The sequence below is a fragment of the Polyangium jinanense genome (genome assembly GCF_028435265.1).
GTDB classification, from domain to species: Bacteria; Myxococcota_A; Polyangia; order Polyangiales; family Polyangiaceae; genus Polyangium; species Polyangium jinanense.
Genome location: NZ_JAGTJK010000003.1, coordinates 194,177 through 214,228, shown reverse-complemented (window position 1 = coordinate 214,228; position 20,052 = coordinate 194,177). Strand labels below are relative to the sequence as shown.

Annotated in this window: 23 protein-coding genes; 8 read left to right on the top strand and 15 right to left on the bottom strand. The window is 68.1% G+C overall.

What is annotated here, in order from left to right; all coding sequences use genetic code 11:
• Positions 1 to 22: 22 nt before the first annotated feature.
• From KEG38_RS09495 to KEG38_RS09480, 4 genes are all read right to left on the bottom strand, one after another.
• The gene (locus tag KEG38_RS09495; protein ID WP_272418808.1) at positions 23 to 916 is read right to left on the bottom strand and encodes a PAS domain-containing protein; all 894 of its coding nucleotides are present in this window, start codon (positions 914 to 916) and stop codon (positions 23 to 25) included.
• Positions 917 to 996: 80 nt separating this feature from the next.
• Entirely contained in the window at positions 997 to 1,812 is an 816-nt protein-coding gene (locus KEG38_RS09490) for a DUF4388 domain-containing protein (protein ID WP_272418807.1), read from the bottom strand.
• Between the two features lie 150 nt (positions 1,813 to 1,962).
• Positions 1,963 to 2,343: a hypothetical protein gene (locus KEG38_RS09485; RefSeq protein ID WP_272418806.1), complete on the bottom strand. Its 381-nt coding sequence runs from the start codon at positions 2,341 to 2,343 to the stop codon at positions 1,963 to 1,965.
• A gap of 89 nt (positions 2,344 to 2,432) precedes the next feature.
• Positions 2,433 to 2,837, bottom strand: coding sequence for a tellurite resistance TerB family protein (locus tag KEG38_RS09480; RefSeq protein WP_272418805.1), 405 nt, complete (start codon positions 2,835 to 2,837; stop codon positions 2,433 to 2,435).
• A gap of 85 nt (positions 2,838 to 2,922) precedes the next feature.
• Here KEG38_RS09480 and KEG38_RS09475 point away from each other — a divergent pair, with 85 nt between their 5' ends.
• From KEG38_RS09475 to KEG38_RS09465, 3 genes are read left to right on the top strand one after another with little or no spacing between them, the layout of a single operon-like run.
• A complete protein-coding gene (locus KEG38_RS09475) occupies positions 2,923 to 3,315 on the top strand; it encodes a VOC family protein (protein WP_272418804.1) in 393 nt (130 codons plus the stop codon).
• Between the two features lie 15 nt (positions 3,316 to 3,330).
• Positions 3,331 to 4,251: an RluA family pseudouridine synthase gene (locus tag KEG38_RS09470; protein WP_272418803.1), complete on the top strand. Its 921-nt coding sequence runs from the start codon at positions 3,331 to 3,333 to the stop codon at positions 4,249 to 4,251.
• Positions 4,252 to 4,283: 32 nt separating this feature from the next.
• A complete protein-coding gene (locus KEG38_RS09465) occupies positions 4,284 to 4,817 on the top strand; it encodes a hypothetical protein (protein WP_272418802.1) in 534 nt (177 codons plus the stop codon).
• Here KEG38_RS09465 and KEG38_RS55450 read toward each other — a convergent pair.
• Together KEG38_RS55450 and KEG38_RS09455 are read right to left on the bottom strand one after the other, a co-directional pair.
• On the bottom strand, positions 4,811 to 7,639 hold the full coding sequence (locus KEG38_RS55450) for an outer membrane beta-barrel protein (RefSeq protein WP_272418801.1): 2,829 nt from the start codon (positions 7,637 to 7,639) through the stop codon (positions 4,811 to 4,813). The two genes, KEG38_RS09465 and KEG38_RS55450, sit on opposite strands and share 7 nt — an antisense overlap.
• 35 nt (positions 7,640 to 7,674) lie before the next feature.
• A complete protein-coding gene (locus KEG38_RS09455; protein ID WP_272418800.1) occupies positions 7,675 to 8,427 on the bottom strand; it encodes a hypothetical protein in 753 nt (250 codons plus the stop codon).
• Between the two features lie 356 nt (positions 8,428 to 8,783).
• Between KEG38_RS09455 and KEG38_RS09450 the strand changes: the two genes are divergently transcribed.
• The gene (locus KEG38_RS09450) at positions 8,784 to 9,530 is read left to right on the top strand and encodes a hypothetical protein (protein ID WP_272418799.1); all 747 of its coding nucleotides are present in this window, start codon (positions 8,784 to 8,786) and stop codon (positions 9,528 to 9,530) included.
• Between the two features lies 1 nt (position 9,531).
• On the opposite strand, the gene KEG38_RS09445 is transcribed toward KEG38_RS09450, so the two are convergent.
• The 8 genes from KEG38_RS09445 to KEG38_RS09410 form a co-directional block, all read right to left on the bottom strand.
• Positions 9,532 to 10,638 (bottom strand): hypothetical protein, encoded by a 1,107-nt coding sequence (locus KEG38_RS09445; protein ID WP_272418798.1) that lies wholly within the window; start codon positions 10,636 to 10,638, stop codon positions 9,532 to 9,534.
• On the bottom strand, positions 10,635 to 11,177 hold the full coding sequence (locus KEG38_RS09440; RefSeq protein ID WP_272418796.1) for a hypothetical protein: 543 nt from the start codon (positions 11,175 to 11,177) through the stop codon (positions 10,635 to 10,637). Before KEG38_RS09440 ends, KEG38_RS09445 begins: the two co-directional genes overlap by 4 nt.
• Complete coding sequence (locus KEG38_RS09435) at positions 11,174 to 11,773, bottom strand: hypothetical protein (RefSeq protein WP_272418795.1); 600 nt, start codon at positions 11,771 to 11,773, stop codon at positions 11,174 to 11,176. The genes KEG38_RS09440 and KEG38_RS09435 overlap by 4 nt, the downstream gene beginning before the upstream one ends.
• A 23-nt stretch (positions 11,774 to 11,796) precedes the next feature.
• A complete protein-coding gene (locus KEG38_RS09430) occupies positions 11,797 to 12,054 on the bottom strand; it encodes a hypothetical protein (RefSeq protein ID WP_272418794.1) in 258 nt (85 codons plus the stop codon).
• A gap of 4 nt (positions 12,055 to 12,058) precedes the next feature.
• Positions 12,059 to 12,316 carry a hypothetical protein gene (locus tag KEG38_RS09425; protein WP_272418793.1) on the bottom strand — a complete coding sequence of 86 codons (258 nt, stop codon included), beginning with the start codon at positions 12,314 to 12,316 and terminating at the stop codon, positions 12,059 to 12,061.
• Between the two features lie 99 nt (positions 12,317 to 12,415).
• Positions 12,416 to 12,949 carry a hypothetical protein gene (locus KEG38_RS09420; RefSeq protein ID WP_272418792.1) on the bottom strand — a complete coding sequence of 178 codons (534 nt, stop codon included), beginning with the start codon at positions 12,947 to 12,949 and terminating at the stop codon, positions 12,416 to 12,418.
• An 83-nt stretch (positions 12,950 to 13,032) separates the two neighbouring features.
• Positions 13,033 to 13,857, bottom strand: a complete 825-nt coding sequence (locus tag KEG38_RS09415) for a hypothetical protein (protein WP_272418791.1) — start codon at positions 13,855 to 13,857, stop codon at positions 13,033 to 13,035.
• 121 nt (positions 13,858 to 13,978) lie between these two features.
• Positions 13,979 to 14,407 carry a hypothetical protein gene (locus KEG38_RS09410; RefSeq protein ID WP_272418790.1) on the bottom strand — a complete coding sequence of 143 codons (429 nt, stop codon included), beginning with the start codon at positions 14,405 to 14,407 and terminating at the stop codon, positions 13,979 to 13,981.
• Positions 14,408 to 14,456: 49 nt separating this feature from the next.
• Between KEG38_RS09410 and KEG38_RS09405 the strand changes: the two genes are divergently transcribed.
• The 4 genes from KEG38_RS09405 (at position 14,457) to KEG38_RS09390 (ending at position 17,618) form a co-directional block, all read left to right on the top strand.
• Positions 14,457 to 14,612 carry a hypothetical protein gene (locus KEG38_RS09405; RefSeq protein WP_272418789.1) on the top strand — a complete coding sequence of 52 codons (156 nt, stop codon included), beginning with the start codon at positions 14,457 to 14,459 and terminating at the stop codon, positions 14,610 to 14,612.
• 68 nt (positions 14,613 to 14,680) lie between these two features.
• Entirely contained in the window at positions 14,681 to 15,085 is a 405-nt protein-coding gene (locus KEG38_RS09400) for a nuclear transport factor 2 family protein (protein WP_272418788.1), read from the top strand.
• Positions 15,086 to 15,188: 103 nt separating this feature from the next.
• Positions 15,189 to 15,509 (top strand): hypothetical protein, encoded by a 321-nt coding sequence (locus KEG38_RS09395; protein ID WP_272418787.1) that lies wholly within the window; start codon positions 15,189 to 15,191, stop codon positions 15,507 to 15,509.
• 144 nt (positions 15,510 to 15,653) lie between these two features.
• The gene (locus KEG38_RS09390; RefSeq protein WP_272418786.1) at positions 15,654 to 17,618 is read left to right on the top strand and encodes a hypothetical protein; all 1,965 of its coding nucleotides are present in this window, start codon (positions 15,654 to 15,656) and stop codon (positions 17,616 to 17,618) included.
• Between the two features lie 6 nt (positions 17,619 to 17,624).
• Here the strand turns inward: KEG38_RS09390 and KEG38_RS09385 are convergent, their stop codons facing one another.
• Complete coding sequence (locus KEG38_RS09385) at positions 17,625 to 20,042, bottom strand: hypothetical protein (protein ID WP_272418785.1); 2,418 nt, start codon at positions 20,040 to 20,042, stop codon at positions 17,625 to 17,627.
• Positions 20,043 to 20,052: the final 10 nt, after the last annotated feature.

The following is a 20,052-nucleotide window of genomic DNA, read 5'->3' as shown; positions in this document are numbered from 1 at the left end:
CGTGTCGCTCGCGGCTTCCGCGTCAAAAAGGGCTCGACGTAAGCTCGCTCCGACGCTCCCCTGACGTGGCCGGACAAACGTCGACGAGCCACGGCATCTCGTGCGGCTTCCGGTTCTCCGCGAAGCTCGCCTGGCACGGCTCGCCGAGGCCCGAGCCGATCGCGGCCGAGAGCAAGGCTCCATAAAAGAGCGCCGTCTCCGCCGCCTCCACCTCGAACGGCGGGCGCAACTCGCAATGGATGCGCTTCTGCTCGGACCACGCCGCCCCCTCGATCGCCACGCGACCGAGCCCGGCCCGCGCGAGCACGCCGTCGAGTGCGCCCGGCGCAAGCACCGGCGCGCGCCCGCCCTCACGCGCGTGCGTATCGGCCTCCGATTCGATCACCAGCGCCATGGCGCGCCCCACGTGCTCACCGAGCTCGATCGCGCCGCGCGGCCCGAGCCGCTCGAGCAGCGCAGGCAGCGCGTCGAGTAGCACCGGCAAGAGCCCGCCGATCGTCCCCAGGCTCTTCTGCCAATCGTGACCGGCCTGATTTGCGCCCACCTCGACCACCGGCCGTCGCACCACGGTCATGAAGATCCGCGCCGCCGTGCCTTCCTGCACGAGTGGCAGCGTCACCACGGGCGGCGCCTTCACGAGCTGCACGGCCACGTCCTGCGTCCCGTGCATGAAATGAAATCGAAACCGAAAGCTCTCCGAGAGGCGCGCCTCGTCCTGCACGAGCGCCCGAAACCGCCCGTAAAACGCCTCCACCCGCGTGCAAGGCGCGACCTCCTTGAACCAGTTTTTCCCGACGACCCGCTCGGAGGGCAGGCGCGAAAGAGACGATTCGTAGCGGTTGTACAGCAGAATCGTGCCGACCTCGTCGAGGACCACGAACCCGTACGGGAGATCGTCCACTTCCTCTTTCGACATGGAAGCGAGATGCTCAACGGCGTCGAGCGTGCCGTCCTCCGATACCATCGCGACCTGCACGGCCTTGAAAAACCCCCGGCTCAACGAACACCCCCATCTCGCATTCGAAACGCCTCACCCCATCCCCCCTTGTCGAGCAGTCGCATCAGGCCCCCGAGCATCTCGGGGACGTTGTAACGCTGAAAACGCGCCGCATGAAACATCGAGGCGGCCTCGAAGACGGAAAACACCCACGTGGCCACCGCCTTCGGAATCGCGGACCGCGCCCGCTCCACGCCCACCACCGTCACCAGACCGTCCGCCGAGATCCGAAAGGCATCCATCGCCGCATGCGCCGCGGCCGTGCGCGCCCACGCCGTCTGCATGATCGACGACGCGACCTTCGGCCCGAGCCATTTGCGCGTATACACCGAGCACGCATTCATCACGGCCGCGGCCAGCGCCACCTCCGTCGCATTGCCTTCCAGCATCGCCGGGCGCAGGGACGCGGGCGGCGCCTCGGAGAACGGCGGGCGCGGCGGCGGCGACGAACCTCGCTCGTCGAGCGCGAGCACGTCGAACACCGCGTGGGAAACTCCGCGAAGGGCGGCGAGCGTGACCTCGACGTCGGCGTCCGCCGGCACCCCGTCGGCGCGGGCGCGGAGCACGCGCCCTCGCTCGAGGACAATCTCGCCTTGCCGCTTCGGGGATCGGACCGAAACGACGCACGTCCGGCCCCGGGCGCCCAGGGAGCCGAGCAGGTCGTCGAGCCCTACCTCGTCGAGTTGACCTCGAAGGAGGAGCCGACCCCGCGCGCGATCCGAGGAGACGCCCGCCCGATCGCCCCAACCGGTGTCCGTCATGGCCCCACCGAACCACGCGGCTCCCCCATCCCCGAGGGCGGCGTTGTCGAACATGCGCACTCCCTTCCTTCCGTTGTACATGGTTCGTACAACGTTAGGAGAAGGGCGTCCAGCAGGTTTTTCAACTTCTCCCGTGTGGAAGAGCCAAATAGGTCCGTCCGAGCCCGTCCGATGCTGACCCGCACGTACAAGGTTCGTCCAACGCTACTCTTTCGTGTGCCCGGGCGTCGGGGCGAGGGCCTTCCGGATCGCCTCCTCGCGCGCCTCGCGCGCGTGCCTACGGCCCTCCACGACCGACTCGACGGCGAGGTTCGCCTCGATGTCGTCGGCGAGCTCGTCCGCCGCGATCCGCGCGATCGCTTCGAGCCGCGGCCCGAGCCGCGCCCGGAGCCGCTCCTTGATGGCTTCCTTCAAGATCTCGCGCGCCGCCGCGCGTGTCAGCGCCGCGGCCTCGCTGTAGAGGACCTTCGAGACCTCGAGATCGAGAAAATCCGTGCCCTCGGGCCCCTCGGCCCGCCGCCCCTCGCCGTGGCCCTCGTGCCGCTCGCCCTGCCCGTCCGGCCCTTCCCTGCGATGATCCTGCATGTCGCCTCCGACGTCGCAGCGTAGCGGCGACGTCGAGGCGTCGGAAGGGCCACCCAAGGCAGCCCGCAGGTTCACTCGGGGCGGATCAATCAGAGCAGGTTCAAGAACTTCTTGGCGCGATGCTCGGCGGCCTCGACGAGCTTCGCGGCCTCTTCCGGCTCGATCTCGAGCTTCCCGCAGAGCTCCTGCACGAACTTCTTCTCGCTCTCGTGCTGCTCGCCGTCGACGTAGGTGAGAAGCACGGCGTGCTGCAGGAGCACGCGGCGATCGCCAAACGGCATGTCCCAGACGGGGATGTCGTCGAGGGACTTCTTCTCGGCCGCGTACGAGCGGATCTCGGCGGCCTGCTCCTCGGTCGCCTCGAACGCGGAGATCAGCCCCTCGACCATCTCGCGTTCCTTCGCGTCGTAGTGGCCGTCGGCCCAGGCAACGCTGACAAGCGACTTGACGATCCCCATGTCCTCTTCGCGCATGACCGAAGCTTTTGCCGTCATGAGCGGAGGGCGTCAAGCCCCTCGTCAGCCGGACGGGCGCAATGCGCTCCTCCCGACCCCGACGATGCGATACCTTGCCCGCCCGATGGAGCCCCCCCTCGCCGTCCACCACCTCGCCGTCGTCGTCGCCGATCTCGATCGGGCCGAGCGCTTCTATTCGGGCGTGCTCGGCCTGCCCGTCCTGCGCCGCTGGGACGACGCCGCAGGGCAGCCGCGCTCGGTATGGCTCGCGCTCGGGGGCGGCGCGTTCCTCGCGGTCGAGCGCGCAGGCGCACCGAATGCCCCGCACCGCGAGGACACGGCCCCCGGCCTGCATTGCCTCGCGCTCGGCATCCGCCCGGACGCGCGCGAGCGCTGGCGCACGACCCTCGCCGAGGCAGGTTTTCCCGTCGAACGCGAGAGCCCGTATACCCTCTACACCCGCGACCCCGACGGAAACTTGATCGGCCTCAGCCACTTTCCCGATCCGGCCCCCTGACCCACGACCACCGCAATGACAGGCCTCTCCCACCAGCGCTACCGTTTCGTCGCTCGCCCCGAGGACGCCGGGCAAAGGCTCGATCAGGTCCTCGCCGCGAACGTCCCCGGCCTCTCGCGCCGCAAGGCCCGCGTCGCCATCGACCTCGGCGGCGTCTTCGTCGACGGCGCCCGCGTCAAGGTCGCCGGACGCGCGATCCGGCCCGGACAAACCATCCTCGCCCACCTCGGCGGCGCGCTCGACCGAGCGACCAAGGAAGTCGGCGCCGCCGCGCGCGCCAAAGACGAGGCGAGCCTCCCGCCCTTCCGCGTGGTCTACAAAGATGACGACCTCGTGGTCGTGGACAAACCCTCCGGCCTCGTGACAGCGCCGACGCCCGAGAGCGACCGCGGAAACCTTGCGGATCTGCTCGGCCGTACCCTCGGCGGCACGATCTACGTCGTCCACCGCCTCGATCTCGACACGAGCGGGCTCGTCGTCTTCGCGCGGACCGAAGCGGCGAACCGCGCCCTCTCCGATCGAATTCGCGCCCATGATTTCGATCGCGTCTACCTCGCGACGCTCCTTGGCCTCGTCCCCTGGGACGAGCGGACCATCGAGGAGCCCGTGGCCGGCAAACGCGCCGTCTCCCACGCCACGGTGCTCGAACGCTTCTCCTTGCCGGACAACCCCGGCGCGACGCTCACGCGATTCCGCCTCACGACCGGCCGCACCCACCAGATTCGCCTGCACGCGCTGCACGAAGGCCACCCCGTGCTCGGGGATCGCAAGTACGGCAAGACGAGCCCGCTGGATCCGCCGCGCCTCGCGCTCCACGCAACCCGGCTCGGCTTCGTGCACCCGCGGACGGGCGAATCCCTCGCCTGGGAGAGCCCGTGGCCCGACGACCTCACGCCTTGGCTCGAAGGATTGCGGACGGGTACGCCTGCTCGTTGACGCCCCGCGCGCGCCATTCTATCACGCCGGGCATGCTCGCCCGACGCGCCCTCCTCCTCGCCCTCGCGTCCCTCGCCGGCCTCCTCGCGCTATCCTGCACGAAATACGAGCTCGCCCTGCATGAAAATGCTCCCCCAGGCGCGTTCGGCCCCCTGCCCCCGAACGCCGCGCGGATCTGCGTCGTCCGCCCGTACGCGGTCGCCTCGCTCGTCCCCGCTGTCGTGCGTGACAATGGCCGGCTCGTCGGCATGACCAAGGGTCCGTCGTATTTCTGCTATCTCGCCGAACCCGGGGTTCACAAGATCGTCTCCCGGTACGGCGACGACGTGGACGCGGAGCTCGGCTCCGACACGCTGGTCGACACGACCCTGACCGCCGCGCCCGGAGGGCATTATTTCCTGCACCACGACGTCTCGGCGATCCTGACGCTTTCGGTCGGCTGGGTCGAGGCGGCGAGGGCGAACGAGATGATCTCCGAATGCGACTACGCCGAGCTCGTCGACGTCCCTTCGAAGGAGACCCTGCCCGTGCCCGGTGAAATCGTGCCGGCGTCGCGGCCTCAATAATCGACGCGCAGCCCGAACCGCACCTGCCGCGGCGCCTGAAAGGCCACGGGTTTTTCGTACCGAGGGTTTTTCTTGATCCCCTCCGGGATCTCCACCCGCGTGCCGCCCTCGATGGGAAGAACCGTATCGTACGTGTAGTTCTCGTCGTACGCCGTGGGCGTCCGGCTGTCCGCGAGGTTGTAGACCTCGACGTTCGCGCCGAGCCGGAGGCCCTTGCCCAAGAGCGCCGACACACCGAGCCGCGCGTCGATGCGATGCACCCACGGCGTCAGCCCGACCGAGCCGCGCGGCAAGTAGTACACCTCGCTCGCCCCGAATGACGGGTGCGCGCCGAGCGCGCTGTACGGCGATCCCGAGAGCCCGGTATACCCCGCCCCCGCTTCGAGGATCACCCCGGCCGGCAAGACGACCTCTTTCCCCGCATAAAGTTTGATCGAATGCGTGTGATCCCCGGGCAAGGGACCGGTCCCGTTCGCGTCGAGCTTGGGCGCGTCGAACGCGCGTGTCATGTTCGGATCGAGCTGCCCCGTACGGCTTAGGAAAAACCCCTCGTAATTGCCGCGTAGCGATGAGAGCGTGTAACTCGCGACGCCGACGAACCCGCTCGCGAACGGCCGCATCACCGAGATCGAGAGCGCGTCGTACACCCGCTCCGCCGGCGTCATGAACGCCGAGGCCCCCCCGCCTGGATTGCCGACCAAGCCCCCGCCCGTGAAAAAGGTCGTATCCTCGATCGTGCGGAGGAGCTGGTCGTGCACGTACACGACCCCGAGCCGCACGCCGAGCGGCACCACGACCTCCCCGCCGACGACCCACTGATGATAGGCGGGCCCTTCGATCTCGGGATCGATCGAGGCCTGGCTCGTCCGCGGGTCGGACATGGTGCTCGGCTCGGCCGACGTTTGAAACGGAATGGCCGTATCCGCGGGGCAGCCGCCATACGCGTCCTCGGGCTCGTTGACGTCGCAGCGGCCCCCCATCGTGTGAAGGCTCGAGATCTTGCTCTCCTTCGAGAGCCCGCGCGCCGCCACGTCGAGCGGCACGGCCTGGTAGCGCATCCCGTACGTCGCGAACACCCGCGCCCGCCCCTTCTTCGTGGGGTCCCACGAAATGGCAGCGCGCGGCGCGAGCATGAAAGGCAAGGCGAGCTTCCCCCCGCCGAGCACCTGCGCGTCGTACCGCAGGCTCGCCTCGGCCACGAGTCCATCCAGGATGCGCCATGTATCCGCGACGAACCCGCCCGCCGCATAGGACGTCACCCTCGTCGAGACCGTATCGAACACGACGGGACTATCGGGGCCGCGAAGGTAGCCGAACCGGTCGTTGTGCACGAAACCGCCATTGACGGCCTCCTGGAGGAGGACCGCGCCCGAATACCCACGCACGTACGAGAGCGTCGCGATCTCGAAATCGATGCCGACGCGGATCCGGTGCTCGCCGAGGCCACGCGCCCGCAGCGATACGACGGCGCGCCCCTCGATCCGATCCGCGGTGGACCGCGACAGGAGCCCGGGGCCGCCCATCGCATACGAGCTGACCGGGCAATTCAGGATGAGGTCCGAGGGTTGCCCCGTCGGGACGCAGGCGGTGATCGCCGGCGTGGTGAGATCCTCGAAATCGACGATCGGGTGCGCTCCGATGGCGCCGCCGCGCCGCCAGAGCATGCGCGGCACGTGCGCGAGCGTCCCCTCGCGCCCGATATCAAAGACCCCCGAACCATCCGCCGCCAGCGTTTCGTTCTGGCTGCGCACCCATCCGAGCGCCGCGTCGAGCCGGGCATTGCCACGCGCGAACAGGGACGTCCCGCGGAGCACCACCGCATTCGTGAGGGCCGTCTCCCTGCGGCCGAGAGCGGTCTGCTCCCCATTCAAGTTGTCCACGCCGATCCCTTCGGTCGCCGTATTGAACGGGTGCACCGCGCCGCCTCCGGATCCCGCGAAGGTCCCGAACACGGAGAGCGAGACCTCCCGCGTCTTCGAGGGCCTGTACGTGAGCTTGCCGATCCATTGCCCGATGTCGCCCTGGGCAAACTGCGTGCTTTGCGAGTTTGGCAGCAGCGTCTTTTTCTGGGTGCCGGTCTCCGGGTCGATCTCGGGGACGAGCGAGACACCCCCGAATTCGTCGATCTCCGAGGTCCACGAGAGCGCCCGCAAGCTGCGCTCCAGGCGATACCGCCGCCGGGCGAGGCTGCCGCCCGCGAAAAAGAAGAGCTTGTCCTTCACGATGGGACCGCCCACCGACCCGCCGAGATCCCGCACGCCGTCGAGGCGCGGATCGGTATGGATGACCGTGCCCTCGAAGATCTTCGGCACCCGCTCCCCTTCGAGCGCGCCCGGCGCGAGGCCGCCCCACGTCGAAGCGTGCCACTGATTCCCGCCGCTCTTCGTCGTGACGTCGTACAGCCCGCCCCCCCGGCCGAACGCCGGATCGGCCCCGATCACGGTGATATCGGCGCGCTCCACGAACTCCATCGAGAGCGGCATCTGGAGGATGCCATACGTCGGATTGCCGACGCGAATCCCATCCACGAAAAACGTATTCTCGGGCGAACTCGTCCCGACGAACGACACGCCATACAGATCGGCCTGCGTCCCCGGCAGGAGCAAAGCGAGGTTCTCGAACGATCGCGCGGGCCCGCCGCGTTGTTCCGGGGCGGAAAGCGGCAGGAGCCGAAGCCCGGCCGGGTCGAGCGATTCTCCCCATCGCGTCGTGCTCCCCTCCCCGAGACCACTCGGCAGGGGCTCGTCTGCGTGGGCGGATGGTGTGGCCAGAAAAACCCCCACGAGGGAGGCGGCGAGCGGGATCCGGAGCGGGAACACCACGTTTTGTTCTCCAAACGTTCGTCGGGCCCTCGAGGTCAGAGCGGATCGAGCGGATCGCCCACGAGCACGCAGCGGAGCGTCGCCTCATCACACCGCGTGGCGATCCGCGGGTCGATCCCGGAGCCGGGGTGGAGCCCCGCGAACGTCTGGGTCGGCACGGGCGAGCAGAACACGTCCTTCGGCAGATCGGTGAAGTCGCCGAATTCACCGCAATACGCCGACGGCGAGAGCGCCGCCACCGTGTACTTCACCGTGCACCCCTGCGTGAGATCCTCGACCTCGAGCTCGGCGGCAAACCGCACGCCGGGCACCTCGGGCGCGACGTACATGGCGAGGTTCCGCCACGTCTCCCGGACGTGCCCGCCCCCGACGAAGAACGGGTTGCCGAGGTCGTCGAAGATCTGCGTCGGCGGGAGATCGATCTCCGCCGGCGCGAGGTCGCCCGCGCGGCAGATCCCGTCCGGCCCCGCGCTCTCGGCGAAATCCCCCAGCGCGTAGGCCCGCTGGTCGCCGAGGTCTTTGCCATTGAACTTGGCCTCGAACCACAAGTTCTTCAGCGCCTGCGATTGCACGGCGATGGTCGGCGCGCCCCCGCTCGCCCCGGGATACACCTCGAGCCCCACGTCCTCGCCGAGGCGCGCGCTGCATGGGATGCCGGTCTGCGAGACCACGTCGTAACGAGCGAAGTAGGGCTCGGAGGAGATGATGCACGGCGTGGCCGGCTCGGCGCACGCCGCGGTCGTCGCGAAGAGCAGCAGGGGGGCGGTCCAGCGCAAGAGGGTAAGCATGTGGGGAAGCACCCATGCTACAGGACGTGCGATCCCACGACAATCGGGATTTCGCCTTCTGCCGGTATCGCTTGCGCCTTCTACCGGTGTCGCCTGCGGACTTTACCGGTGTCGCTCGCGACTTCTGCCGGTGTCGCCCGCTCCTTCTGCCGGTGTCGCCCGCTCCTTCTGCCGGTGTCGCCCGCGCCTTCTGCCAGGGTCACGGACGCCTTCTTCCGGCAAGTTGACATACATCTACCGGGAACCGCGTCTCCTTCTGCGGGGGGGTCCCGTGCCTTCTGCGGGGGAGGGAGCCGCGTCTTCCGGCCTTGTGTTCGTGCTTGCTTCTTGTGCCGTCCTTTCTGTAAAGTCCGCGTGTGGCATCTGCTATCTCTCCCCAAATCGTCGCCGCGCGTACGCGCGCGGCCCAGTGCATTTTGACCAGGCCGGAGCTCCTCGCGCTCTTCCAATCCTTTGGCGGGCTCGCCTCGGATCTCGAGCGGATCCGGGACGCGGGCCTCGAGGTCGAAGCCCAGGAGCTGGCCAAGAGCACGGCCGCCGGAGGGGGCGTCGCCGCGACCGCGGACGTGATGCTCCATTTCGCCGAGGTGCAAAAGGAATACGTCGCCGTCATGGGTGTGGTGCGGCTCGTCCGACAGGATCACGAGGACGCCGGGAAAACCGACATTGTCGCGGCCTTGCAGCAGATCATCAAGAATGAAGCGCGGGTGACCGTTCGAACCGTGCAGAGCGAGGAAGGCAAAACGGAGCGCGTCGCGTCGCGCTCGACCAGCACCGAGGCTCTCCGGGCCGAGATCTTGAAGGATGCCCGCGCGCTCGTCGGGCTCCCTGCCGTCCACGAGGCGCTCGCAGCGCGGAAGGTGCCGGTCGAGCGATTGAAGAAGCTCGAGGCGGACGCGGACGCGCTCTCCGAGAAGCTCTCGGACCGGGCGACGAAAAAGGGTGCGACGAAGACCGCGACCGCGGCGAAGTCGGACGCCGTGCAGCGCCAGGCCAAGTGGTGGGGAGCGGCCTATCGGATCCTGGCCATGGTGGGGGAGGCCGATGCGCAGGTGGCCGAGCTCTTGCGCGAAGCCGCGCGGTCGAGAGCGCGCAAGGCATGAATTAGTCCTCTCGCGACGCTTCGTTCTCCCCCACGTCCCACCGGGCCAGGAAGTTCGAGGCCCAAGCGACCATGGCGTCCGACGGTGCGCCGTCACCCTCCCACGCGGCGAGCAGCTCTTCGAACGCGCGCACAGCAGCTTCGAGGTCGCCTTTCGCAGGGTCGCGGGGCGTCGGCGACGACTCGTTGAGCTGGCGAATCCACGCAAGTGTGCCGAGCAGCTCGTCTTTGCGCAGGGTCCCGTCCATCTCCATCTCCACATGGAGCGCGCCACTTCCTTTGCTGCTCAGAATCCACATGATCCGGACGAGCGCCGCCTGGACCGTGAGGACCGCCTTGAACGGCTCCGTCAATTGACTCGCGTCGACCTTCGCGCCGGGCGCCGGCACGTCGGACGGCGAGGGATTCACCCACGTATGATGGTCCGAGAACAGGCAGTCATACAGCCTGTTTTCCCCGGGGAGATGCGGGGTCGCGAGCTCGGGCACGAGCACGGCCCCGATCTCCGGCGGCATGGGCTCGTAGCCGAAGGTCGCCTCGATTTCGCGGGCGATCCACTCCGCATACGGCCGCTCCTCGGGCAATAGATCGAAGGTGACCACGTGCCGCTTGGTGGTGACGCGCTTCAACCGTTCATCGTCCGGGTTCGAGACGAGCCTTGGATCGAACGGACTGCCTTCGACCTGAAAATGGAGGCCCTGAAACTTGACCGTGAAGCAGTCTTTTCGTGCCTCCTGGACGGTCTCGATGTTGCACGATGCGTGGATGAGGTAATAAGGAACCAAAAAGCTCACCTGGCCCCATAACATGCGATCCTGGGCGGCACCGGGCAGGTGGATGGTGAAGGAGTAACAGGCGTCGTCGTAGCTGTCCGTCGGGAGGTGGAGCGAGTGGTTCATGAGCGGCGCCTCGGGAAAGCGCTCCTCGATGCGACGCCGCAAGGCGTGCCAGCGCTCGTCCGTCGCCGCCTTTTTGCGCGCGGCCGCGAGCCGGGCGTGCTCTTCGGAATCGTGGATGAGCTTGACGTCGAGATCGCCGTCGACCATCCCGACCCCGCGGGGATAGTATCGGTAGACGATGTCCAGGAGTTCGTCGAAGGTGTGTTTCATAGATCGGCCCAGGTCCAGACTTCCGAAAAGAGGCAGAGGTAGATCGTCGCCACTCCAAAATAAGCCCTGGGCTCGAACAGATCCGGCACGATTACATCACCGAGCTCCGGCGGGATCGGCTGATAGCCGGGGTATGTGGCCTCGATCTCCCGAGCGACATCGCGCGCCACCGGCTCCTCCTCGGAAATACCGGGGAGGTGGATCCCGTAGTAAGGCCCGAGCAAGGACACGTGGAAGGTCATGGCCGTTTCGTTGGTGAGCCAGATGCGGGCCGAGTAGGCCGGGTCGGTGCCGCCCGAGAGCAGATGGAGCGATTCGTTTTGAAGGCGGTATCGATCCCCCAGGCGGCGGATCATCGCCTTCCAGGTCGGGTACTCCGCTCGCCCGCGGCTCGCGGCTTCCACCAGGCGGCGGTGCTCCTCGGTGTCGTCGTAGACGAGCTCACCGGGAGGCACATGCTCGCGCGCGATGTCCAGCATCTTTCGCGGGTAGAATCGGTAGACCACGTCGAGCAGCTCGGAACGAGTTATCTTCATCATTTCGTCACCCTGGCGCCGAGATACTTATATTTCTCCTTGAACGCTGCCAGCACAGCCATGGGGAACTCGTCGCAGAAGATCCCCTCCGGGAGTGTGAAGTCCATACGTTTCGATGCGATGTTCGTGACCTCTGCGCTGAGGATGGCTGCTTGGCTTGCCGAAATTTTCCCCATCAACTCAGTCCGGAGTGGCATTCGGATGGTGAGAGAGCAGTACCACCTCCTGACACTCAGGTTGTGAATTCTGGTAAACGGCAGACTCGCCTCGGCCATTTGCTCCCCGCCGCCCGTGTCCGTACCGTCATCGGGAATGATGGTGACGAACGGGAAGTCCGATGGCTTGGCTATGGGGATGGTGAAGTCTACCTCCGGCGCCATGCATGGGTTCGGCTCTCCGCCGTAGTCGAGCGGCTCCGCCGCGGGCGGAGTCCCGAAATCGCCCGAGCTCGTCGCGCCGACCCCGGCGCCGATCGGGATCGGCTGCTCATCGTCGAAGCCGCCCGATGTGTTGACCCAGCATTCGTCCGGGTCGACGGTGTTGCACCCGGCCACGAGCATCAGGAGGAGAGAAGCTATCGAGCCAAACAGCGTACGCATGGGAAGAGAGCCTTTCTCATGAGTCAATGGTGAGATCCGAACCGAAAGATGGGCCCCGCGGAGCAGCGCACCGAGACGCCGCTCCACACGGGAGAAGCGCGGCCCGTGATCCAGATGCCGGCACAGTCGACCGAAACGCCGAGGCCTCCGGAGAGGTACGGGCCAAAGACGTCGAGCCGCGCGCTGACCCCTGGGACAAGGCCCTGCACCTGGCCGCAGAGCCGCGGGCCGCAGATCGGGAGCGAGAACGCCGCGAGCGAGAGCCCGGCGCTGACATTCACGCGCTCAGGAGAGACCACCGCCGACGGTGGTCTCGTTGTTGAACCCAAACCGTCCGCCGTTCGCGCCGAGGAACGAGATGGTATCGCGTGCGACGAAAAACCCGCGTTCGCCGCGAAGGCCGAGGCTCGCGCTCGGGCTGATCGCGAACCGGCCCGGCGTGATGCCGGCGGCGAGCACGCCGAAACCAGCTCCCCCCGAGAATTCGACGCCCGGCTCGGCGCGGGCGCTCCCGCTGAACACGAGCGTGCTCGAGAAGATCACGAGCCCAGCCCGCTCGGGGCTGCCTGCCCCGTGCGGTTGACGTCCGCCCCTCCCCATCCCGCGGCCGATCGTACGCGGCGCGGCGCGCCTTCGGAAGGCCTATAAGAGACTCTTCCGATTGCCCAACACCGGCACCCCCGCCTCCCGCAAAAAAACGACGACGGGCCGGAGCGCGTGCGCCGGACCCTTGCCGAGCCGGAGCTCTTCGCCGCTTTGCATGACGAGCAGAAGCCAGCGCGGCTCGAACCCGGGCTCGGTCGATTCCCCTTCCACCCCGGCCACCACGGGCGTCGCCGCGTGGAGGAGCGCCCGCGCGTCGAGCGTCCGGGAAAAACCCCGTCCCTGCTGCACGATCTCGCCGCGCTCGAGGTCGATCCGGAAGCGGCCGTGCTTGCGCGCGCTCCGCCGCGCGATGCGATTGCCGATCGCGGCGGCGGTCGTCCAGACGATCGCGACGAACAGGATCGGGAAAGGCGCCGCGCGCAGCCCGACGATGATGGAGACGAGGATCGACGCCACGAGCGCGAACGGCGCATAAAGCTTCACCAGCGTATCGGCGAAGCCCCCGGGGCAGTCGCAGACGAGCACGAGCGGGCTCTCGGCCACGATCGTGCCCTCCTCGTTCCGCAGCAATGTCTCCCGCTCCTCCAACGAGGCCCTTTTTCCTCATCCCGCCTCACGTGGCAAGAAGGAAGCGGGCGTGCGCCTTCGGCCCTTCAGGTCGTCGGACGCCGGCGCGAGCGCCACTCGCGCACGAGGCGGATCCCGAGCAGCGCCATCGCGAGCCCCACGACGAACGCGATTCCGACCGGCAGCGGCTGGATCTCCCGCCTCACGCCCTCGCTCGCCCCGCGCGCGGCCGAGCGGCTCAGCGCGGCCACGATGTCGCTCACGCACGGCTCGCCCGTGCCCGTGTTGCACTGCGCGAGCTCGTCCTTCGCCGCGGCGATGGCCCCGTGCACCGCCGCCCCGGCCGCGCGCTCGGCGGCGGCCGCCATCGCGTCCGCGAGCGGCCCTTCGGCGTCCGGGCCGAACCAGCCTGCGATCTCGCTGCCCATCGCGCGCGTGAGCGACCGACCCATCTCGCCCGAGACCTCCCCGACGAGCGACGTCGCCTGTTTTTCCCCGTTGTTCATCCCGCGCACGAGCCCCATGGCCGCCTGCTCGCCGGCTCTCGCGGCGGCTTGGCTGATCGGACCGCGCTCATCCATCACGGTATCGACGGCCGTGCGCAGGGACTCCGTGACGAGGTGCCGCACGATCCACCTTTGCTCGGGCACGGTCGCCGTGAGCCCGCGCATCGCGCCTCGCATCATGTTCTCGGAGATCTGCTCGACGCCTGGCGGCGGGCCGGCCGCGAGCGCATTCGTCAAGAAACGATCGAGCAAGAGCCCCATCTTGCGGGCGAGCTCGTCGTCTTCGGGAGGCGTCTCGAGCGCCGAAATCGCGCCCAGCGTCGCATCCCGGGCCGGCTTTCGGACATTCACGCTGCACCCGAGCACCAAGAGCCCGAGCACGATCGCCAGCATGATCGCCTTCATATCGATCCCCCCCGTGCGGGCGCATGCGTGCACCTCCCGCGCCGGGCGCACGTTTCGCGCGAATACGTTCGCGGCAAAAACGCGTTTTACAGGGTGAACGGGGGACGGGACGGGCGCCGGCTCAGGTCGCGCCGTACCAGCGTTTCGTCTCGGGCTTCATCCACATGATGAGCAGCGGGATCGTGATGGGCAGACAGCACGTATTCCACAGCATGTTCAGCCCGATGAGGATGATCCCGACCGTGTAGGCCCAGCGCGCCTTGCCGGCGAAGAGCACGATCGCGTGCGGGATGATGATGAGAAACGACAGGCCCGCGACGAAGAGCCCCATCACCCATTCCCCCGTCGCGGATGGTCCGGACGCACCCCGCATGAGCGGCCCGAGCATCAGGTAAAGCCCAAACGCGAACCAGCCGAGGAGCATGAGGATCATCAGCACCGCATAGATGCGGAAATAATAGACCCCTTCCGGCGGACGATCCTCCTCCATCAAGAGGGGCGTCCCAGGGGGAGCACCGGAGGGGATGAAGTACGGGCCCTGATGGCTCATGACGTCCGGTCATCATCACCCGAGTTCGCCGGGGCCGGCAAGGCCCGCGGTGGACGGTCGCCGTCGCGCCCACACGTGGAGCCTCGAGCCGCTCGGCCTCGCGGCGGAGGGATCGCCCTCGCTCTTGCGACCGGCGAGCCCGCTCGTGACGGTGATCTTCCTGCGGCTGCGCCCGCCCGTCATGGAACCACACACGCCGATGTGACGGCCCGCAAGAGTCGACCTCGCTCTCGTGCTTTGGTATCGTCCCCGGCGGAGAGGAGCTGTCGAGCCATGGCGTCGGACGAAGCGGAGGTCCTTGCTGCGAACGCGGCGTTTTACGCGGCGTTTGCGCGGCGCGATCTCGTGGCGATGGACGACCTCTGGGCCCGGCACGCGGGCGTCGCGTGCGTGCATCCGGGCTGGGACGTGGTGCGCGGGCGCGCCGAGGTCATGGCGAGCTTCCGCGCCATCCTCTCGAGCCCGTCCGCTCCGGCCATCGTCGCCAAGCGGCCGGCGGCGACCGTCCTCGGCGACGCGGCGTTCGTCGTGTGCACGGAGTCCATCGACGGAAATGAGCTCGTCGCGACGAACCTGTTCGTCCGCGAGGACGGCGCTTTTCGCCTCGTCCTGCACCAGGCGGGCCCGATCGCCCGCCGTGAGGCGCTGAAACGCACGCCGCCGAAGGTGCTGAACTAGCCTCCTCGCTACTCCCCTGCACGCTTCCCCTGTTGGCGTGATCGTCGCAAGCGTCGGCCGGCACGGGCCTATCGTCTCTTCGTCGGGGCCCCGGGAGGAATCCATGGATCAGTCGTTCGACGTCTCCACGCAGGGCATGACCTCCACGTTGAACAAGAACGAGGGCAGGACGACGCAGCTCATCGAGCGCCAGACCTCGCGCTTGCCGTCGATCGCGTATCTCGGCCTCGCGTTCGGCTCGATGGTGCTCTCGGCCAGCCTCGCGGCCTCGGCCCGCCCGCAGCGCCGCTTCGGTTACTCCAAGCGCCTCGAGCTCGCGAACTTCGTCGGACAGTGGGTGCCGTCGCTGCTCCTGATCGGCGTCTACAACAAGATCGTCAAGCTCGAGAACGAGATGCTGTCGTCGCGCGGCGTGGTGCGCTGACAAGCGACAGCGAAATCCGTCGACGCGTGATTTCCCACGAGCTCCCGCGGAAAACGCGCCTCCCGTAGACACACGGAGAGGGCCTCGCGTATCGTGCTCGGCTCGGGAGGTCGCTCGACTTGCGGCTTCCGTTCGGAGGTCGCCATGGCAGAGGCCAAGCGCGTCGATTTCAATGCATTGCCGAGGGAGGTGCGGGAGCGGCTCATCAGCTGCATGCAGCACCAGTCGTACCCGTACCCCCTTTTGTCGAGCGTGCCCTCGCAAGGCGCGGCCATCGCGGGGTGGTTCGTCCTCGCGCTCCTCGGCTTCATCGTCGTGGTCGGCACGCTTTTCTACCAGTACGGGCGGGAGCTCCAGCCCATGCCCGTGATGTTCCTTTACTTCCTCGGCACAGCGATCGTCTTCCTGTCGATCCTGTTCCTGGTTCGTCGCGTCCGCCTCGGCTCCTCGCTGCCGTACAAGCCCGGGCGCTTCCTTTTTCCGATGGATTTCATCAACGCGGAGGATCGCCTCCTGCGCGTCGTGCCGATGAGCACGCTCGTGGATTTCCGCGGCGTCCATCAGCACACGAACGGCATTTACAACGGCACGACGCTCACCTTCACGTTCGAGGGCGGCATCACCGAGACGTTCTCGATCCACGGCAAAGAGCGCGCGGAGGAGGTCCTCCGGCAGCTCGGCGACTCGCAACGTCAGATCCGCGAGGCGGCAGAGGCGCGTGACATCGAGACGCTGATGAAGCTCGATCCGCTCTTCGAGGTGCGCGTCAAGGACACCTGGGCCGTGCAGGCGCCGCGCGACGAGGACATGCAGCAGCCGGCCGCGCAATCGATCGGCGCGCTCTTCGCGAAGGGCACGATCCTCGGCGTCTCCGGGGCCGCGGCGGCCTTGCTCGCGCTGCCGATGTGGCACATGCGCAACGTCGCGAGCGACGAGGCGATGTTCACGAACGCGAAGCAGGTCGATCGCGAGTACGAGTGGGAGCACTACGTCCGCGAGGGCAAGCGCCACCTCGACGAGGCGCGCGATGAGCACCTGCCACGCGCTGCGCTCCGCGAGGCCAAGGAAAAGGGCTCGGTCACGGCGCTGCGCGACTTCCTCAAGAAATACCCCAAGTCGGTGGTCGAGACGGAGGCGCGGGACGAGATCCACACGCTCTTCACGAAGACGCTCGGCGAGTTCCGCGAGCAGGCCTCGACCGACGATCCGAAGCTCTTGCCGTTCATGGAGAAGCTTCTCGGCTACCTCGAAAAGAACGACACGGCGCGCTTGGAGGCGCGCTTCGAGGCGCCGTCGACGGAGAAGCTCGACAAGGTCGACGAGCTGCTCAAAAGCAAGCTCGGCGGCGAGATCGCGGGCGGCGGCAACATCGTCCCCGTGGCCCCGCATTTCGGCGAGAAGGTGGGCGTGCAGCGCGAGGCGGAGATCGTGCGCAGCCTGCAGCAAGGCTTCGAGAAGGTCTTCCCGGCGGACGTGATGGCGCTGAAGCAAGGCCCGCGCATCGGCCCCGACGGCAAGCCCCTCGCGGTGCAGCCGAAGGACGATCGCGACCCGTACGATCGGCTGCGCGATGCAGCCAGCAGCAAGGACCCCGCCCAGATGCGCGCGGCGCTCGCCGTGCTCGACGCGCGCGACGGCAAGATCGGGAAGGACCCCGATGCGGGCAACGTCGAGGCGCCGACGATCGAGGTGCGTTACGAGGTCGGCTGGGCCGGCGATTTCTTCACCGAGGACAAGGGCGACCGCAAGTTCGTCGGCATCGTGGTCGACTTTCACGTGGTCATGAAGATCCCGGGCCAGGCGGACAAACTCGAGTTCGACCTGCCCGTGCAGCCGCCGGACCACTTCACGGTCGACTACACGAACCCGATGTACGGCATCGGCGGCGGCCCGAGCGAGGGCCGCGTCTACGACGTCATGGCCGCGCGCGCGTTCGACCAGCTCAGCGACAAGATGCGCCGCGTCTTCTTCAAGCTCGGCAGCAAGGCGTACGGCCCGCTCGATCCCGACGATCTGCAGCAGATGGCCCCCGAGGCGCCCGACAGCGTGCTCGGCGGCCCCGACGACAAGGCCCCGCCGCCGGGGAAGAAACCCGGAACGAAGCTGTAGTCGACGTCAGATCTCCTTCGCCCGTCCCACCTTCGGATCCTCCGATTCGAGCACCGAAAGCGCGAGCGGATCCGATTTCCCGAGCTCCTCCAAAAGCTGCACGAGCCCCCGGCGTGAACCGTAGTAGTTCGACGCTTCGTGGTCGGCCTCGGTGATGCACCCGCGGACGACCGACCTCGAGATCGGCGGGAATCGCAGGGCTTCGAGCGCCATGGACCAGAGGCCGTCGACGAAGTTCTGGTCGGCGGGGAACTCGAGCAGGCCCGCGAGTGTGAGCAGGATGGCGCCGCGCTTGCCCGCGGGCGTGTGCATGGGCGGACCATCGAGCAGGCCCGTGTCGAAGGCGCGCCACATCGCGTCGGCCGCGCAAAGCAGGCGCTTCAGCTCCTTGCCCGCGTGGCTCAGGTGGGCGTGCATCATCACGTCCGCCTGCATGCCCGCCGGGCCTTCTTCCAACGCTCGGGGGCTCCGCTCGGACGAGCCGAGCTCCGCCCCCGAACCCCCGCCACGTACATACCGACAAACAGCCGGCAAGGCCCCGAGCCGCTCGCCGGGCAAACCCCCGGGCACATCGGCCGGCGGCTCGCCTCGGTCGTAGAACCCGCCCGCGTGAAAGATGTAGAAGAGCTCGCTTTGTCCAGGCAAACCCGCCCAGAGATCCGAGTATTGCGTGACGCGGTTCATGCTTCCCGCGGCCCAGCCGAGCCCGGTGGCCGCCTCGCCGCCGATCTGCGAGGGCGCGACGCCGGGATCCCGCGGCGTGAGCGAGGCGCGCAGGTCCTCGGCGAGCTCGGCGATCGTGAGGTCGAGGAAGCCGTCGTAGAGGTCGGCGCGGCCGTCGCGGTTGACGTCCTGGAAGCGCGCGACGACGAGGGGATTGCCGGGCCCGACGAACTGCGAGAAGCCCGGGAAGTGGGCCTGCGCGTGGTGCCATTGCACGCGCCGCATGCGGGCCTCGATCTCGGCGTGCGTCTCCTTCTCGCACATGCCGCGCAAGAGCTCGACGAAGCAATCGACGCCCTCGGAGGCGTTCATCTTGCCGTCGGGCCCGCCGTTCCGGAAATAAGTGCTGTCCCAGGACGAGTAGATGTCGGCGTCGGGGAAGGCGCGCGCGATCGCGAAGCGGGTTGTCAATCCAGCACATTGCGCGTTCATCATGATCTTGTAACCGGCCTGGCGCGCCGTGGCCGTGGCAGCGCGCATGTCGTAGGCGCCGAGCTGGGCGTGGCGGTTGATGAAGACGCCGACGAACGTCGGGTCGGCCATTTCGATGTTCTCGTCGTCGGGCCGCGCGACGCGGGCGTAGAGCCAGACGGGATCGCCGCTCGGCGTGCGGAACGGGGCTTCGAGGACGCGATACGTCGTGTATTTCGGCGGCTTCGGCGAGCCCTCGGGCGCGGGGATTTCGCGGAAGCCGTAGCGTTCGATGAAGATGTCGACCTCGCCCTCGTGGAAATCGCGGGCCGAGCACATGGCGAAGCGAAAGGGTCCGGCGAGTTTGTCGTAAGGCGGCGCCTCGCGCACGAGGCTCCGGACGAGGCTCCGCGCGAGCTCCCGGTCCGCGGCCGAGAGCGCCGGCGCGCGCATCGAGAGGAGCTGAATCGCGTGCGCCCGGAGCGCCGGCATGGCCGAAGGCCCGGTCTCCCCCGCGACGATCGCGAACATCAGGGCCGCGGCCTGGTCGGCCGCCGCGCGGAACTCGGGATCCCGGAGCGCCGTGGCCACGAGGTGCGAGAGCACGGTGAGCGCGGCCGAGCGAATTTGCGCGGCCGCGAGCGGCTCGTTTCGCGCATATTCGGTATTCGTCGCGGCAGCGGCGAGCGCGCTCCGAGCCTGCGCGAGGAGTTCCGCGGCCTGCGGGGCGGTGAGCCGCTCGGGGCGCAAGGGTTCGTCAGGGTGAAACGCGCTCGGCGGGAAGAGGCGTTCGAAGGTCGTGGTGCGGCGCGACGAGACCCAGCGCGCGGCGCGGACGAGCGCGGGGCCCGCGTCGAGGCCACGTGGCGGCGGCCCTGGCTCGGTGGCAAACGATCCATCGGGCAGGAGCCATAACGACGGCGCGCCCTCGCGCCCGGCCGTCAAATCGAGGGCCGCGGCGGCCCCGGGGGCGGCGGCCCGCCCGACCTGCTTCGGCGGCACGACGGCGACGTCGGCGATCCTGCGCCGCACGGGGGTTCGTCCGGGGAAGATGACGCGCACGCTCTTCTTCCGGTTCGCTTGGAGCATCTGGATCGTCGCCTCCGAGGCGGGGGGCGTGAGGCTCACGGCATAATCACGATCCCCTTCCAGCAACACGTGCACGCCGGGCGTGCGGCGCGCGTCCTTCCAGCGCTCGGCGGCGGCCTCTCCCGCGCCGGCGAGGAGGACCGGCACGTCGACGTTTTCACCCGATGTCGCACGAAAACGGAGGAAAATGGGGTCGGGCATGGGATTCGCT